The 15928-nt window shown below is 51.5% G+C and carries 15 protein-coding genes; 11 read left to right on the plus strand and 4 right to left on the minus strand.

The window, feature by feature from the left end:
• Nucleotides 1-229: 229 nt before the first annotated feature.
• From SE18_RS15175 to SE18_RS15185, 3 genes are read left to right on the plus strand one after another with little or no spacing between them, the layout of a single operon-like run.
• Nucleotides 230-1006 carry a hypothetical protein gene (locus tag SE18_RS15175; RefSeq protein WP_054535306.1) on the plus strand — a complete coding sequence of 259 codons (777 nt, stop codon included), beginning with the start codon at nt 230-232 and terminating at the stop codon, nt 1004-1006.
• A 49-nt stretch (nt 1007-1055) separates the two neighbouring features.
• Nucleotides 1056-1811, plus strand: coding sequence for a GNAT family N-acetyltransferase (locus tag SE18_RS15180; RefSeq protein WP_054535307.1), 756 nt, complete (start codon nt 1056-1058; stop codon nt 1809-1811).
• A gap of 3 nt (nt 1812-1814) precedes the next feature.
• Nucleotides 1815-3380, plus strand: a complete 1566-nt coding sequence (locus tag SE18_RS15185) for a M1 family metallopeptidase (protein WP_054535308.1) — start codon at nt 1815-1817, stop codon at nt 3378-3380.
• On the opposite strand, the gene SE18_RS15190 is transcribed toward SE18_RS15185, so the two are convergent.
• The 4 genes from SE18_RS15190 to SE18_RS15205 form a co-directional block, all read right to left on the minus strand.
• Nucleotides 3345-4316 (minus strand): MBL fold metallo-hydrolase, encoded by a 972-nt coding sequence (locus tag SE18_RS15190; RefSeq protein WP_054535309.1) that lies wholly within the window; start codon nt 4314-4316, stop codon nt 3345-3347. The genes SE18_RS15185 and SE18_RS15190 overlap by 36 nt on opposite strands.
• A gap of 23 nt (nt 4317-4339) precedes the next feature.
• The gene (locus SE18_RS15195) at nt 4340-4627 is read right to left on the minus strand and encodes a (2Fe-2S) ferredoxin domain-containing protein (protein ID WP_054535310.1); all 288 of its coding nucleotides are present in this window, start codon (nt 4625-4627) and stop codon (nt 4340-4342) included.
• Nucleotides 4628-4827: 200 nt separating this feature from the next.
• A complete protein-coding gene (locus SE18_RS15200) occupies nt 4828-6021 on the minus strand; it encodes a hybrid sensor histidine kinase/response regulator (protein ID WP_054535311.1) in 1194 nt (397 codons plus the stop codon).
• A 24-nt stretch (nt 6022-6045) separates the two neighbouring features.
• Complete coding sequence (locus tag SE18_RS15205) at nt 6046-8679, minus strand: sensor histidine kinase (protein ID WP_054535312.1); 2634 nt, start codon at nt 8677-8679, stop codon at nt 6046-6048.
• Between the two features lie 587 nt (nt 8680-9266).
• Between SE18_RS15205 and SE18_RS15215 the strand changes: the two genes are divergently transcribed.
• From SE18_RS15215 to SE18_RS15250, 8 genes are all read left to right on the plus strand, one after another.
• Nucleotides 9267-10442, plus strand: a complete 1176-nt coding sequence (locus SE18_RS15215) for a hypothetical protein (protein WP_054535314.1) — start codon at nt 9267-9269, stop codon at nt 10440-10442.
• Between the two features lie 8 nt (nt 10443-10450).
• Nucleotides 10451-11281: a universal stress protein gene (locus SE18_RS15220; protein ID WP_054535315.1), complete on the plus strand. Its 831-nt coding sequence runs from the start codon at nt 10451-10453 to the stop codon at nt 11279-11281.
• Between the two features lie 21 nt (nt 11282-11302).
• Nucleotides 11303-11902 (plus strand): anthranilate synthase component II, encoded by a 600-nt coding sequence (locus SE18_RS15225; protein WP_054535316.1) that lies wholly within the window; start codon nt 11303-11305, stop codon nt 11900-11902.
• Nucleotides 11903-12218: 316 nt separating this feature from the next.
• Complete coding sequence (locus tag SE18_RS15230) at nt 12219-12431, plus strand: hypothetical protein (RefSeq protein ID WP_054535317.1); 213 nt, start codon at nt 12219-12221, stop codon at nt 12429-12431.
• Nucleotides 12428-12826: a type II toxin-antitoxin system death-on-curing family toxin gene (locus SE18_RS15235; RefSeq protein ID WP_054535318.1), complete on the plus strand. Its 399-nt coding sequence runs from the start codon at nt 12428-12430 to the stop codon at nt 12824-12826. Before SE18_RS15230 ends, SE18_RS15235 begins: the two co-directional genes overlap by 4 nt.
• Nucleotides 12823-13239 (plus strand): type II toxin-antitoxin system death-on-curing family toxin, encoded by a 417-nt coding sequence (locus SE18_RS15240; RefSeq protein WP_054535319.1) that lies wholly within the window; start codon nt 12823-12825, stop codon nt 13237-13239. Before SE18_RS15235 ends, SE18_RS15240 begins: the two co-directional genes overlap by 4 nt.
• 77 nt (nt 13240-13316) lie before the next feature.
• Nucleotides 13317-13928, plus strand: a complete 612-nt coding sequence (locus tag SE18_RS15245; RefSeq protein WP_054535320.1) for an RNA polymerase sigma factor — start codon at nt 13317-13319, stop codon at nt 13926-13928.
• Nucleotides 13929-13958: 30 nt separating this feature from the next.
• Nucleotides 13959-15713, plus strand: coding sequence for a GAF domain-containing sensor histidine kinase (locus tag SE18_RS15250; protein WP_083469927.1), 1755 nt, complete (start codon nt 13959-13961; stop codon nt 15711-15713).
• The last annotated feature ends 215 nt before the right edge of the window (nt 15714-15928 follow it).

The raw sequence follows: 15928 nt of genomic DNA on the forward strand, positions 1-15928 counted from the left end.
CCGACCAGTGCGACCATGTTCGTCGCGATGGTCTCATTCTCCAATGTAATTCGCCTATTTTTACGACGATACCCCTTGCGGTTAACCAAACCCAAGGGGATTTTGCTGCCCAAAATGGGCCAATTGTGAAAATTGCTCAATTTCTCATCCAAAATTCTTTTGATTTTTGCCCCTGAATATGATAGCGTAGCAAGCGACGAACAAACACTCGCCCTATGGAGGCTTTGCGATGAGTGATCGCCCAAATGAAGATAAGAAATTGCACGATCCAAAAGCAACAGTGCAGTTAACCGCTGACGATTTGGCCGCCATGCGAGCCGAATTGCAACAAGAAAAAGATAAAGCTAATCAATTTGCCACCACTCGTTTGAACGAGGCCGATGCTGCTCCGGCAACCAACAAAAAGTTGGAAAATCCGTATGCAACTGTCCAACTCAACCCTGAGGAGATGGCAGCGTTGCGTGCTGAAGCATTGCGGGTGAAGGCCGAGGCCCAAGCTGCTCAGGCTGCCCAAGCGGTTCAAGCTGCGCCAGATAATGTTAGCTCAATGCGCGGCGGCGCGGTAGCGAACACTCAATCAGCTCCCGCCAACCATCAATCGTTCCCTGATCAAACGGTGATTATGAGCCCAGGTCAGGCCCGCGCCCAATATGGCAATGCGCCAGTTGATCAATCGTATCCAGCCCAAGCGCAAAATCAATATGCGCCACCAGCACAGAACCAATACGCGCCGCCAGCACAGAACCAATACGCGCCACCAGCCCAAAATCAATATGCGCCACCAGCACAGAACCAATATGCGCCGCCAAGCCAACAAGGCTATGGCCAAGGCCAAAACTATCAAAATGTGCAGCAAAGCTATAATCCGCCAGCCCAAAGCGGCTTTACTGCACCACCAGCGCCGCTCAACAACGAGAATTTCTTGCAAAAGTATGGAATTTATCTGTTGATTGGCTTTGGAGCAACTTTGATCGTTGCCGCTATTTTGTTGCTGGTGGTTGGTTAATTGTTCTAAGCGAGCAGTTTAAGCCTGCTCGCTTTTTTTTAGGCGTTGCATGATTGAGCTATTGCAGTCAATTGAAGCCAGTGTGCAGCAGGTCGCTGCCGAAGTTTGTACCCTGATTCAGGTTCCGCCGTTTGTGGCCTTGATTCACCCCGCTGATCCAGCGCCATGGTTTAATTATGCTATGCCCGTTGCGCCGCTCAATCCTGCTGCTGCCAATTTGCCAGCTTTGCGCCAGGTGTTTCAGCAACATCAACGCCAACTGCGCTTCGAATGGACCCGTGAGCTGTGGCCAGAATTAGAATCAATGCTGAAAGCTGCGGGCATCAAGGTCGATCATAGTAACCCGCAGATGATTTGCCCGCCTGCGCAGTTTAAGCCCTACCACAACCCAACTATTGAACTGCGTTGGCTGACAACCGCCGATGATTTGGGGTTATATCGTCAGGTAACGCGGCTTGGCTTTGGCGATTATTCAGCAATTGGCCAAGCTGATGTTGATAGCTTGCACGAGGCTTTGAATGCTGGTTGGCGCTATGCTATGGCGCTGATTGAGGGCGAATTGGCAGCGGTTGGTGGCTATAAACCAACCAGTTCTGGCGTGGTCGAATTGGTTGCGATTGCAACGCTGCCTGTTTGGCGCAGACGCGGGGCGGCAGCGAGTTTAACCAGTTTTTTGGTTGCCGACCATTATGCCAAGGCTGGCAAATTGGCATTTTTGTTTGCCGCCGATGCGATTGCCCAAGCAACCTACGCCAAAATTGGCTTTCAACACATTGCCACCCATTTGGCAGCAACCGAGGAGTAGCCCATGCGTCGTTGGCTTTATCTGGGGCTTGTATTGATAGTGGTTGGCTGTGGCCAAGCGCCGCCCGCGAACAGCAATCAAGCAGCGCTTGCCAACCCAACAATTGAGCCAACGCTGGTTGATCTCAGGGCGTTGATTACGTGGGAGCCAGTGCCTGCCTATACGCCACCAGTTCCAACCCCAACCTTGATTCCGCTGCCAGTTCAACCAACGCCAATTGCTGATGCTTGGCCAAACGAGCAAGCAATTGCGCTACGCCCAGCATTTGCCAGCGATGCCGCTAACCAGAGCATGCCACGTTATGCCATGCAGATCACGCTTGATCCGGCGGCAGGCAGTTATAGCGGCAGCCAAGTTATTACCTATACCAACACGACGGGCGCAAGCATTGATAGTTTGGTGTTGCGTTCGTACCCTAATTTTCCGCCCGATGTGCAAGGCGATGGTGGCGACACAACCCTGAATGTAACCAAGGTGTGGAGTAATGCTGGCGAACTCACGATTAATCGCGAAGCCGAAAATACGGCCTTTCGGATTAAGCTTGCCAGCACGCTTGCGCCCAATCAGCAAGTCGTGATCAACACAAGTTTTGCTGGCACGATCAAGGCTTGGCCCGACGGCTCGTATCCCTTGCTTTCGGCCTACCCAATGCTGGCGGTTTGGGATGCTGCTGCCAACGATTGGCGTATGGATGTGACCCGTTTCCCTGATCGGGTGTTGGCTGAAACAGCGCTTTATCTGGTCGAACTAACCTTGCCCGCCGAGCTTGAGGTGATTGGCGCTGGCAGTTTACTGCGCCAAAATGCCGATCGCAGCGTTCGCACCTATGTGAGCGGGCCAGTTCGCGAGTGGGCTGCCGCAGTTGGCACATTTTCAAGTAGCAGCACGCTGCTCGATGAGATTGAAGTGACCGCCTATGGCCCCGAGTATCTTGACCTTGAGCGAGTGCGCGAGATGGCGGTGGGGGCGTTGCGCAGCTATCAAGCCAAATTTGGCGCCTATCCCTATCGCAAGCTCGATGTGCATGTGATGCCATGGGATAGTCGTGGTGGGATCGAATATCCCGCCTATACGATTATTCTGGTCGATTCGGTGGTTAATCGCGAGATTGATTATGTGGTGTTTCACGAGGTTGCGCATCAGTGGTGGTATGGCATGCTGGGCAATGATATTTATCGCGAGGCTTGGCTCGACGAGGCCTTGGCCAATTATCTGACCTACGTTGCGACTCAAGCTGTGCTTGGTCAAGCAGCCGCCAATAGCTATTACGCAGGCGAAATCGAGCGCCTAGAGCGCAGCAATCAAGCCAATGGCAACTGGCCAGCAGGCTTAGCGATTAACGAATATCCCTCATTCAATAGCTATTATCGCGCAGTTTATGGCAAAGGCGCGGCGATGCTCCATCAACTCCGCATCAAGCTTGGCGATCAAGCCTTCTTCCAAGGACTTGGCCAACTCCACACCCAGCAACGCTATCAGATTATTAGCCGCAGCGATTTTCAAGCTGCCATGGAGCAAACCAGCGGCCAAACGTTAGGCGAGTGGCTGGATCGCTGGCTCGACTGGTGAGAACGACTGGCCTTGCGAGCGTTCGTTGATTGTGGCCAATAAATCGACCTGCATGCCTTCGCGAGCCACAAATGCCAAGGGATACACCGCTTGGGCATCGGCCTCGATCTGGTCGATTTGGCTATCGGTGTGGGCTGGCTCGTGATGAAACAAGGCAATTTGCTTAATATTCGCGACGTGGGCCAATTCGATTGCCATTTCCCAGGTGCTATGGCCCCAGCCTTGGCGGCTGGCCTTGGGGTTGGCATATTCGGTTGGCGTATAGTGGGCATCGTGAATAATTAATTCGCTATCCCGGGCAAAATTGGCCAAGCGTTGATCGGTGCCAATGTACGATTCAATATCGGTGGCGTAGACCGCGCTGACCCCATTTTGCTCAACCCGATAGCACATCGAGCCGCCGCGAGGGTGGCCTAACGAATGATAGGCGCGAATTTCCACCGAGCCAGCAGGACATTGCTCATGCTCATCGTTAGCAATGCGCAGCGGCGTAGGCGCGTCTGCATTCCACCATAAGCGCTCGCCACCTTCGATTAACAAGGTGCGGCGGCGGGCCAATAAGCCTGGCCGTTCAGCCAACATTGAATGCGATGAAGCGCTAGCCAACAATTCCCAAACTCGATCTTGGTACAGATTCCACGGGGCTACGATATAGATCATCTGATCTTCGCGATAGAGTGGGGGGAAATGCGGCAAGCCTTGAATATGATCATGGTGATAATGGGAAAGCAAAATCAAAATTGGGCGGGGATTGACTTGGTTTAATAATTGATGCCCAAGCTCCACAATGCCAGTGCCAGCATCAAAAATCAATTGCTGGCCTGCTACGCGCATTTCAACACACGAAGTATTGCCACCTGTTTTGCTAAACTCAGCGCCAGTGCTAGGATGACTGCCGCGCACTCCCCAAAATTGGGTTACAAATTCCTGCGTCATGAGTGCCCTCGATGTTGCAATGCTTACTCGTCACGTAATTCTACGATTGGGGTATTGGTTAAGAGATGTTCATGCACAATTCGGTTAATCGCTGTGCCATTAAGTTGGCAATAGACGACCCGTCCGGGCTGAATGATTGCGTTTGGGCCACGTTCACAGCGACCAAGGCAGTTGCTCAGACGTACTTCAACGGTTGCGTGTAAATCGGCAGCAGCAAGTGCATGCAGAAAGTGTTGTTGCACCTCGGCCAGTTGGCTTCCACAGTGCAATCCATGACAAAGATAGATGCGATACGTTGATTGCTGATTCATTCAGTGTGCTATTTCACCCGTTCTCTATGGGTATGATAGGCCAGCGCCTAGCTGCTGTCAACAGCAATCTCCGCCTATTTTGGGTATAACCACGCTTTTTTAATTTTAGCCCACCGCCGATAATCTGTTAGGCTGGCTCGTTCATTGCTGCTTAAATAGCCAAGCTCTCAGGCGTATTTGGCCTTGAGAGCTTGCAGAATTTATTGATGATTAACTGGCAGTTGCAGGGTGAAGATGCTGCCAACGCCAACGGTGCTTTCGAGCGCAATCGTGCCGTTGTGAGCCTCAGCAACGTGTTTGGCAATCACCAAGCCTAATCCCGCCCCGCCAACGCTGGCCAAGGTATCATCCAAGCGTACAAATGGCTCGAAAATCCGTTCAAAGTCGGCTTCGGGAATGCCCACACCGTTATCGCGAATCGAAACCCGCACCAATTGATCATCTTGATAGACCGAAACTTGAATCACGCCGCCAGCATTGGTGTATTGGCTGGCATTCTCCAACAAGTGGCGCACTGCATTATCAACGCCATGCACATCCATATTAATCATCAAGGGCGTTTGGATGCCACCAACGTAGATATTGCGCACCAAGGTTTGGTTTTTCTCGCCAAAGGTCGGTTGCATATCGTTGCAAATCGATTGGACGAGGCCGCGCAAATCTGCTTGGGCAAAATCCATTTGGTTGGAGCGCACTTGTTGTAGGTAAATTAGGTCGTTGATATGGCGTAACAGCCGCGTGCTATTGCGTTTCATCAATTCTAAGGCTTCGCGTTGACCTTCGTTAACTGGGCCAAGCGCTTGCATATTCAGTAAATCAAGGTAGCCGTGAATGACGGTTAATGGCGTGCGTAGCTCGTGCGAGATCGTCGCCAAGAAATCGTTTTTAGCCTGATCGAGCCGCGTTAGGCGATTATTGGCGTTCTCCAACTCGCGCACATGCGATTCCAAGCGCCCGACCAGTTGTTGGCTATATTCGCGCATCACAGTGGGGGCATCGCTGCTGGCTAGCACTTCGCGCGTGCCGCCAATATAACTGGCCACCAAATCGGGCAAGGCGCGAGGGTCGATTGGCTTGGAGATATAGCCATCGCAGCCAGCAGCCAAGGCCCGTTCGCGATCGCCAGGCGTGGTGTTGGCCGTCAGGGCCACAATTGGCACATCTGCAAGTTGTGGCGTGGCTTTGAATTTGGTGGTTAATTCATAGCCATTCAAACCTGGCAAATTAATATCCATCAGAATCAAATCTGGGCGATCAGTTTGGGCCGATTTCCAACCTTCGTTGCCGTCATTGGCGATGATAATCTGATAGCCACGGGTTGCAAGCACCCGCCGAACCAAGCGTTGATTATCGTGATTATCTTCAATGTAGAGAACCCGCGTCGAACCTGCCATGACGGTTATTTCCTTCTAACTAGGTTATTGCTGCTCAATTGGAGCTTGGGCGTGGGCGGTAGCAATCGCAAATGAGAAGGTGCTGCCAACCCCAACTTTGCTATCAACCCACAAATCGCCATCGTGCAAATCGACCAAGCGGCGGGTAATTGACAGCCCCAAGCCCGACCCCAAAATGCCTCTGGCGCTGGCATGCACTTGCTGAAACTCTTGGAAGAGTTTGCCCAAGGCGTCTGCATCCATGCCAATGCCTGTATCTTGGACGCTAATCACAATCCAATCACCGGGCAAAAGATAGTGCGAGCCAATTGGTGTGGCTTCGTGCACAATTCGTCTGGTTGCACGCACCACAATTTGGCCGCGATCGGTAAATTTTACCGCATTTGAAATCAGGTTAATCACGATCTGACGTAAACGAGTTGGGTCAACGTCCATCGGCGGCAAGTCGGGTGCAATGTCGATGCGCATGGTGACGGGCTTGGAATTAAGCCCGTGCATAATATCGACAGCCGATTGCACGACTGGCAGCACGGCGGTTGCTTCGCGGTGCAAGGCAAATTTGCCAGCTTCGATCCGCGCCATATCCAAAATATCGTTGATCAGATCGAGCAAATAGCGCCCGTTTTTGTTGATTGTTTCTAGGTCTTCGCGCTGTTCTTCGACGATGACTGGCGAAAGTTCATCGATCAGCACGGTTGAGAAGCCAATAATTGCATTCAACGGCGTGCGTAATTCGTGCGAAATGCTGGCCAAAAACTGCGATTTCAGGCGATCAGCTGCTTGAGCACGGTCGAGGGCTTCGCGCAACTCGCCAGTTCGTTGGGCTACCAAATCTTCCAAGTTTTGGAATGAGAAGGCGTTTTCAATCGTCAAGCCAACCATGTCAGCAAAGTTGAGCAACAAGGCTGCATCTTGAATTGTGACCATCCGACCTTGCTCGTAGTAATCGGCGGAAATCAGGCCCAGCACTTTTTCACGGCCAAGAATTGGCGCTTGCACATACGAATCGCCGCCAGAAATAAATTGCTTGGACTGAATCACTTGCGGGTGTTGCCATGGATTATCGACAATCACCGCTTGGCGCGATTTGATCACGCTGGCTTCGATCGTGTCGCTTTCAATCGTGATTGGGTCAGAGAGCGCCGAGCGCATAAAATCGGATTCTAATTCGTAATTATTTGGCCCAAACGAGGCCGCCACAACTTCAATCAGATCATCGCGCAGCAAATAGAGCACAGCCCGATCAAAGCCTAAGCGTTGACATAATAATTGAGGGATGTGATCAAGCACTGTATTTAACGAACGCAAGCGTTTTAATTCGTTGCTGGTTTCGTTGATTGCCGCCATTTGTTGGGCATTAACTTCCAAGGCATCGACTTTTTCGCGCAAGGCCGTGCTCATCTGATTAAACGAAAGGCTGAGGCGACCAATTTCGTCGTTGCCATGGACGACCAATTGTTGATCAAGCTGGCCTGAGGCGATGCGTTGGGCTCCAACCTCAAGCTCGCGTAATGGTCGGATGATCGTGCGCGCCAAGCCTGTGGCCAAAATAATGATCAAGCCTGAGGCAATCAGCAATACGGCCAAGAAATTGCGGCGTAATTGCTGTTGCTCGCGCTCGATGGCCAAACTTGCATCGCGAGCAGGGCTAATCACATCGTCGATCGGTAGCACCAAGGCCACCACCCAGCCAACCGTGCGCATTGGCGAGTAGGCCAAATAGCGGTCGCCGCCATCGAGTTGCAAGCGGGTTACACCAGGCAAATTATTGCGAATATTCTCGCGCAACGAGGCAAAATTTGGATCGTCACTCTCAAACAGATTTTGCTTTTGAAAGGTTTCATCCCAGCGCGTGTTGCCAGCCTCAAGCTCTGGCCGAATTAAAATATTGCCATCGTGATCCATCACAAAGGCGTAGCCCGAGGTGCCAGCATCGATCCGCAGCACATCGGATTGAATCGTAGTGAGTAGCAAATCCATGCCAATGACGCCAATTAATTGCTCATTGACCTTAACTGGTGCCGAGACGGTGATATTAAGTTGATTAGTGACTGCATCAACATACGTACCAACCCATGTTGGGCCGTTGGCAGATTCGGCGGCCTGATACCATGGACGTTTGCGCGCATCGAAGCCATCGGGCAAAACGCTGATCACCCGCACATCATCAAGCACCATCACGCCTTCCTTGGTGGCCAAATAGCCCAAGGAAATTAATGGGTTCAGATTGACATTGCTTTGCAGTGCGCCAGTGATTTGGCGGGCGCGGGCTACGGTGAGCCGTAGTTGATCGGGGGGAATCAAGGTCGGGCCGCTGCCAGCCAGCCAAAACGGATCGGGCCTGGTATCCGCCAGCCGATCGAGTGGGCGGCTAAAGGCCTGCTGGGTGATGTTGACCATGGTTTGGACTTGGCGTTGCACACTCAACAAAGCCTGGTCATATAACTCGGCTTTATCGATTGCCCGACTCATGAGCATATTTTCTGCTTGGAGTAAAAGGGTGTTTTCGCTTTGCTTGACTGCTGCCGAGCGGGCTTGGGAGATGCCATTCAGGCTCAACCAACCAACAATAATCAGCGCTGGCAGCGAGACTCCTAATGCCAGCAACAAAACCCGCGCTTGAACCCCAAAACGGACATTTCGTGGTTGTGATGTCATAGGCCAACGCCCCGTGTATTGCTGGAAGTAGAGTCAGATCTGTAGGTATTTTTGGTGGCCTTAGTGTAGCATAAAATGCTCGATTGGTGGATGGATGTTTTGATCCACGAAGGCCACGAAGGCTGTTTTTTGATCCACGAAGGCCACGAAGCGCACAAAACACGAAACCACGAAGCACGCGAAGCGCGCGAAGGGAGCAGGACTATAGGTGATCGGCTGGTGGCTATGGGCTTTGAGTTTTTGCTTTCTGCCTTTTGATTTTTGATTTGGCCTTCATCCCTCATCCTTCATCCTTTATTTTAGCCACAGATTGGCACAGATTATTAGGATTATGTTCGTGCCAGTCCAAAACCTATCGCCTGATCTCCGACCCCTCGGCTATTGGCTTTCATCCTTCATCCCTCATCCTTCATATGTTCTATACTCTCTTTTGACTTTTGCTTTCTGCCTTTTGACTTTGCCTTCATCCCTCATCCTTCATCCTTCATCCTTTCTCTATGTTCTCTGTTCTATGCTCTTTGTGATTTTTGCCTTTTGACTTTCCTGTATACTTTAAGCTGATTCTCTGGTGCTTTGGGAGGCATTGCATGAGCGAACACCAGTCGGAGCAAGCGCTTGACGTGGATAATCCGGTCACGCTTTCATTATTGCAACGCAATCGTTGGTTGCGGCGCTTGATGAAAGTGGGCTTTGTGGTAGTGGGCCTGTTCTTCTTTATTTTGGCGTTGCGCTTGTTGAGCAAAGGTGCAGGCGGCTTGGGGCCGTTTCTCACCAAAACGTTGGGGATTGAAAATGCGCTCAATACGTTGGGCTTTGGCTGGCTGTTTGCCTATGGTGTGCTGAGTGGCTCGCCAGTGGCGGGGATTGCGCTTTCGTTTCTCGACAGCAAAGTCATCGATCCGCTGCAAGCCTTTACCATGATTACTGGTTCGCGGCTTGGCGCATCGTTTATTGTGTTGGTGATTGGCTTCATCTACTTTTTGCGGGGCCGAGAAAAAGCCGCCTCGCTCTCGATTGGCGTGCTGGCGCTGAGCGTCACTGCCACCACCTACGTTCCTGCCTTGGCGATTGGCTATTGGCTGTTGACTGATAGCGGCCTCGACCAAGTGCGAATTGCCTTGCCTTCAGCAATTTTCGATTTTGTTGAGCAGGTGTTTGACCCGATTGTGGCGTGGCTGTTGCGCACAATTGATACTGGAATTATCAATATTTTTGGGGCAACTCCAGCCTCTAGTGGTGTACTGCCTGCAACCAGCGTGATAATCTTTATTATTGGGGTTGGCACGCTACTATTTGCGTTTAGCCTTTTGGATAAAGCGTTGCCGCAAGTTGATGCTGAACATAATGCCTTTGGCCGAATTGGCGGCTTGATTTATCGGCCTTGGGCGATGTTTTTGCTGGGCGCGTTTGTAACCTCGTTGACCTTATCGGTTTCTGTATCGCTCTCAATTTTGGTGCCACTTTCGGCGCGCGGTTTTATTCGCCGCGAAAATACCTTGCCTTACATTATGGGCGCCAACATCACCACCTTTATTGATACCCTGGTGGCCTCATTGTTGATCAAAGATCCATTTGCTTTTACAGTGGTGCTGGCCGAAATTATCAGCATTAGTGTGATCTCATTAATTATTCTGCTGTTCCTCTATCGCCCGTATGAGCGGTTAATTCTGCGCTTGCTTGATCGGGTGGTCAACGACACGCCCATGTTGGTGACATTTATGGTGGTGATGGTCGTGACTCCGATTCTGCTGTTATTTATCTAGGATCAACTATGAAGCCTTTTAATTTGATGATTTACCTTGATGGCTCTTCGGCGGCGCGACGCATGGTGGCCTATCTTGCCCCCTTGGCCCGCCAATCCCACGTCAAAACCACTTTTTTGGTCGATGAAGCGCATCAAGACGAAGCCGAAATGTATTTTTTCAACGCTGAGCAACTGTTGCAAAGCGACCATGCGCCAACCAGAACTATGCGCGGCGCAACCCCAGAACGGGCGATTGTGCTTGAAACCCGCGCCAGCCAGCCCGATTTGGTGGCTTTTGGGCCGTTGCGCAAAGAGGGCTGGCGGCGCTGGCTTGGCCAATCGGCAATTGGCTCGTTGGCGCGGCGCTTAACTTGCTCGATGTTGTTGATGCAAGGTCGCCCTAATGAACTGCGTCGCGCATTGGTCTGCGCCGCAGGAGGGCCAGCAACCTTGCACGATGCCCAAATGACGGCCTCGATTATCGGGCCGCTTGGTGGCCAGGTCACGATTTTGCACATTGTTTCGCAATTGTCGCTGACCTACAAGCCCGAGGAGCGCGACCCTGAGCGTTTGGCCGATTTGGTGATGGAAAAACAGGGCGAGGTTGCGCGCAACATTGCTGCCGCCAAAACGATTTTGACCGAGCGCGGCGTGGCGACCAGCGTGCGGATTCGCGCGGGCATGGTGCTCGAAGAAATTCAAGCAGAGCTTAAAACTGGTGGCTACGATCTGTTGGTGATTGGCGCTCATCGCGCGCGCACGCCACTTGATCGGGTGTTGCTTGAAGATGTTAGTGCTGAGATCTTGTTTAATAGCCCAATTCCTGTTTTACTTGTACAAAATACCAGCGATTTCTAAACCACGATCAAGGAGTGTGCCATGGCCGTCTTGCTACTCGATAACTACGATTCCTTTACCTATAATTTGTATCAATATTTCTGTGAACTTGGGGCTGAGGTTGTGGTTAAACGCAACGATGAAATCGAGGTCGATGACATTCGCACAATGGAATCAATCGACCGGATTGTGATCTCGCCTGGGCCGTGCACGCCAGCGGAAGCGGGCATTAGTGTGCCGCTGATTCGCGAATTGTGTATGGAATACCCAATTTTGGGCGTGTGCTTGGGCCATCAATCGATTGGCGCGGCCTTTGGCGGGCGAGTGATTCGTGCGCCGCAATTGCGCCACGGCAAAACTTCACCAATTACCCATTTGAATGTTGGGATTTTCGCAGGTGTGCCATCGCCATTCACCGCCACCCGCTATCACTCATTGATTGTCGAAGAAGCCAGCTTGCCCAGCGACCTTGAGGCAACCGCTTGGAGCGATGATGGCTTGATTATGGGTTTGCGCCACCGTAGCTTACCAATCGAGGGCGTGCAATTCCACCCCGAATCGATTATGACTGAGCATGGCAAAGCCTTGCTTGCCAACTTCCTGAGCATTCCCAAGCCCGAATTGGCCGAAGTAAGAGCATAGAACATAGAGCATAGAACATAGTGATCGGGGGTTGGGGTTGGGAATAAATTCCGTGAATCTGTGGCTAAAAACAGCTTCGCGATCTTCGCGTCCTTCGCGGTTCCAAATCGAGTGCCTAAGGGTCGGGATGTTAGTTTTAACGCAGAGGCGCAGAGAGGGATGAGGCTCTGGGCTCTGGGCTAACAGAAGCTAATCCAAACAATCTGTGCAATCTGTGGCTAAAAACAGCTTCGCGATCTTCGCGTTTCCGTGCTTCGTGTCCTTCGTGGATCAATAATTAATGTTCGTGGATGTAACTTGAACTGAGTTTTGCCCTATGCAACAATTAACCTTAAAACCAGAAGAAGTGCCCGCCAATTTAGCCGAATGGCTGCAAGCCAGCCAACAAACCACTATCTTATTGGCCGTCGAGCTTGATGCAGAGGGCTACCTTTCGCTGCAAGCGCTGCCCGAGGTCGATCCGCAGCTTGTGCCTCGGGTACGCAAAGCCATGGCCCAATATGCCGAAACCTTGCGGAGGCTGCTGTGACCCAGTATCTTGGCCTGACTGATGCTTTTATGTTACAAGCCATGGTTATTCAACATATCGGCGGTATTCATGGCATTACCGAGCAAGGCTTTGAGAAGCTAGCAACAGCTTTGGCTGTACCGCAACAAACCATGTTTGGCGAAGATCTATATCCTGATACATTTAGCAAAGCTGCTGCGCTGTTCGATGCGTTGGTGCATGGTCATTGTTTTAGCGATGGCAACAAACGCACAGCCTTGCTGGCGATGATTGAATTTTTGGCCCGCAACGGCTATGCCTTCAACACACCAGACGACGAGAGCCTGTACGATTGGATTTTATTGGTAGCGGCGGAACGCGGCATGGATCGCGAACAGCAGGCTGCGTGGATTGAGCAACGTTGTGAGCAGTTATGAGCGAAGAAGTCAATGTTCAATATATTACTTTAGAAGAAGCCTTACGCATTCGCGATGCAATTGCTGAAGAACATGGCGAGAGCTTCGATGTTTTGCGCTTTCAACAATTGCTTTCAGCCTTGGCCACGCCGTTTCAATCGATGTTTGGCGAGGAGCTTTTTCCAAGTTTGTGCGCCAAAGCTGGCATGCTGCTGGCTGGTTTGGTGCGCAACCACCCATTTTGGGATGGCAACAAACGCATTGCGCTAGCAATAACTGCCCGATTTTTGGCCTTGAACGGCTATGAATTGCAAGTTGATGCCGCTGAAGCCGACAAATTTACCACCGCCTTGGCCATGCACCGCCAAGATTACGAGACCGCAAGTAGTTGGTTGGCTCAACATTCGCGGCCAATTGGCCAAAATCAAGGCTAGAAAGCCAAAATGGCTGTGGTATAATGGGCCACAAGCGCCCACATTTACCCACACAACCATTTAGAAAGAATACCCAAATGGCAATCGCTGACGATCAACTACAATCAGAGCGAAGTGATGCTGTTTTGTTGGAGGCAATTACCGCCAACAACGATATGCTTGCGCTGCAACAATTGTTTGATCGTTATCGCCAACAATTGTTCCAGACAGCGTTGGGCATTACCCGCGATCAGCAACTTGCCGAAGAAGTGTTGCAAGATTGTTTCTATCGGTTGTATCGTCATGCTACAAAGCTCGATGGCAGCATTCCACTTGCCCCATGGCTCTATCGGGTGACGGTCAATTTGTGCTATAGCCGCATCAAGCGCCAACGCCCGTGGTACGAGCCTTTTCATCAATTGGCCGAGCGTTTGAAGGCCAGTTCGCGTTCTGCACCCGATGTGGTGGCCGAACGCCGCGAGATGCAAGACGTCGTGCGCCAAACCTTAGAGCGGCTTTCGCCGCAACATCGCGCAGTTTTGGTCTTACATTATTTTCATGATTATTCACTGACGGAGATTGCCGAAATTCTCGAATGCCCCGAGGGAACGATTAAATCGCGGCTATTTTACGCCCGTAAAATTCTCAAAGAGCAGCTGTATCAGGCTGCGATCGAGGGTGAACCACTGATTGACGGAATTTCCTTCTAGATAGTAGTTAGTGCCGAGGAAGATTCAACGATGTCTATCTCCGTCCCACGCATTACACCACGACTATTAATGTCCGGTGATCCACTGTTTAGCTTGGTGCGGTTGATTAGCCTTGGCTTGATTTTGGTCGTTGGCGCTCGCATCGACCAACATACGGTGGTTCCCCCAACCACGATCTTTGCTCTCACTTGGTGGGCTTATGCGCTCTATGGTTTGGTGATGGCTGGTTTGGCCTTTGTGCCGCGCTTTCGCAATCTGCCCTCGTGGATTTTCATTGTTGATTTTGGTTTCATTGGGCTGTTTGCCTTATTTAGCGGCCTGCCATTAACCTTGATGGTAGCGCTGATTATGTTGCCCACGGTTTGGGCTTCGACCAATCGCTCGCCAGCCCAAGCTGTTGGTACAGGCGTAATTGCCGCAGTTGTGTTTGCAGGCATTACCCTGCGGCGGCGCTTTGGCGATACCACCAACGTTGGCAGCGAAGAAATGTTTGTTAGCATTGCGGTCAATTGTACGGCCTTGATTTTGGTGTCGTGGTTGGTCAGCACGCTTTCTGGCCAATCGAGCGAAATCAATCGCGAACATGTGATTGCCGCTCGCCGCGATGTTGATACTGCTCAACGTGATGCAGAATCGTATCGCGACCGCATGCGCTCGTTGTATGAAGTGGCGTATAAGCTAAGCACGACCATGAATTTTCAAACCGTGCTTGATGCCACCGTGACTGAATCGATTCGCTTGATCAATGGCCGCAGTAGTGTCGTGCTCTTGCCAACTGGCGAGCCTGATGAGTTGTATGTGGCGGCTGGGGTTGGCGTTGGTTCTGGCGATCTCAATTTGCGGATTGCGATTGAGCCAACCGGCATTATGGCCTCGATTTTGGCCTCTGGCACGCCGCGCATTTTGACCGATCTGCGCCAATCACATGCCTTGAGCAGCGTCCCTTCAATGCAAAATTGTGCTTGTGTTTGTTGTGTGCCGTTGAGCGCAGGCCGTCGCAACTATGGCATTATCGTGGTCGGGGTTGATCGCACCGAAATCAACGAAGATGAATTGGGCATGGTTTCGGCCTTAGCCAATTATGCGATTATCGCCATGCTCAATGCCCAGTTGGTTGGCGAGTTGCGCGATGAACGCACCAAGCTGATTAGCAAAGAAGAAGAAGTGCGCCAGCAATTGGCCCGCGATTTGCACGATGGCCCCGCTCAATCGGTCGCTGCCATCACGATGAACATCGAGTTTGTCAAGCGCTTGTTGGAGCGCGAACCAAGCCGCGTGATGCAAGAGTTGACCAAAATGGGCGAATTGGCGCGGCGCACGACCTATGATATTCGCACGCTCTTGTTTGAGTTGCGCCCATTAACCCTCGATAGCCAAGGGCTTGTGGCAACGTTGCGCGAGTATGTTACCCGCTTCAAAGATGGCCCAACTCAAGTGTTGCTCGAAGAAACTGTTGGCGATTTGCGGCTTGATGCCAAGCGCGAAGGTACCTTGTTTAATATTATTCAAGAAGCCAGCAACAACGCCATGAAGCACGCCGAAGCCAAGCATATTTGGATTCGCTTGACTCGCCAAGGCGATGAGTTGATGGCGACGGTTCAGGACGATGGCAAAGGCTTTGATTTGCAAGCAGTGCGCGCCAACTATAGCAAGCGTGGCTCGTTTGGTTTGCTCAACATTGATGAACGAGCGCGCATGGTTGGCGGCAGCGCCGAAATGACCTCTGCCGTTGGAGCTGGCACAACCGTCCGCGTTATCGTGCCGCTCGATGCGAGCAGTATCTAAATTGTTGTAATCCTAGCCTCTCGATCATTAATGGTCGAGAGGTTTTGTGTTTTAATGAGGGTAGGGATTGGAACCGCGAAGGGCGCGAAGCGCACGAAGAACATTTTAGCCACGAATTGCACGAATTGCACGAATGATTGTTTTTTTGCCACAGAGTAGCACAGATGATTGGGATTGGGCTATTGGCGTTTGGCTATAGGCTCTTGATTTTTGAC

The sequence above is a fragment of the Herpetosiphon geysericola genome (assembly GCF_001306135.1).
Classification (GTDB): domain Bacteria; phylum Chloroflexota; class Chloroflexia; order Chloroflexales; family Herpetosiphonaceae; genus Herpetosiphon; species Herpetosiphon geysericola.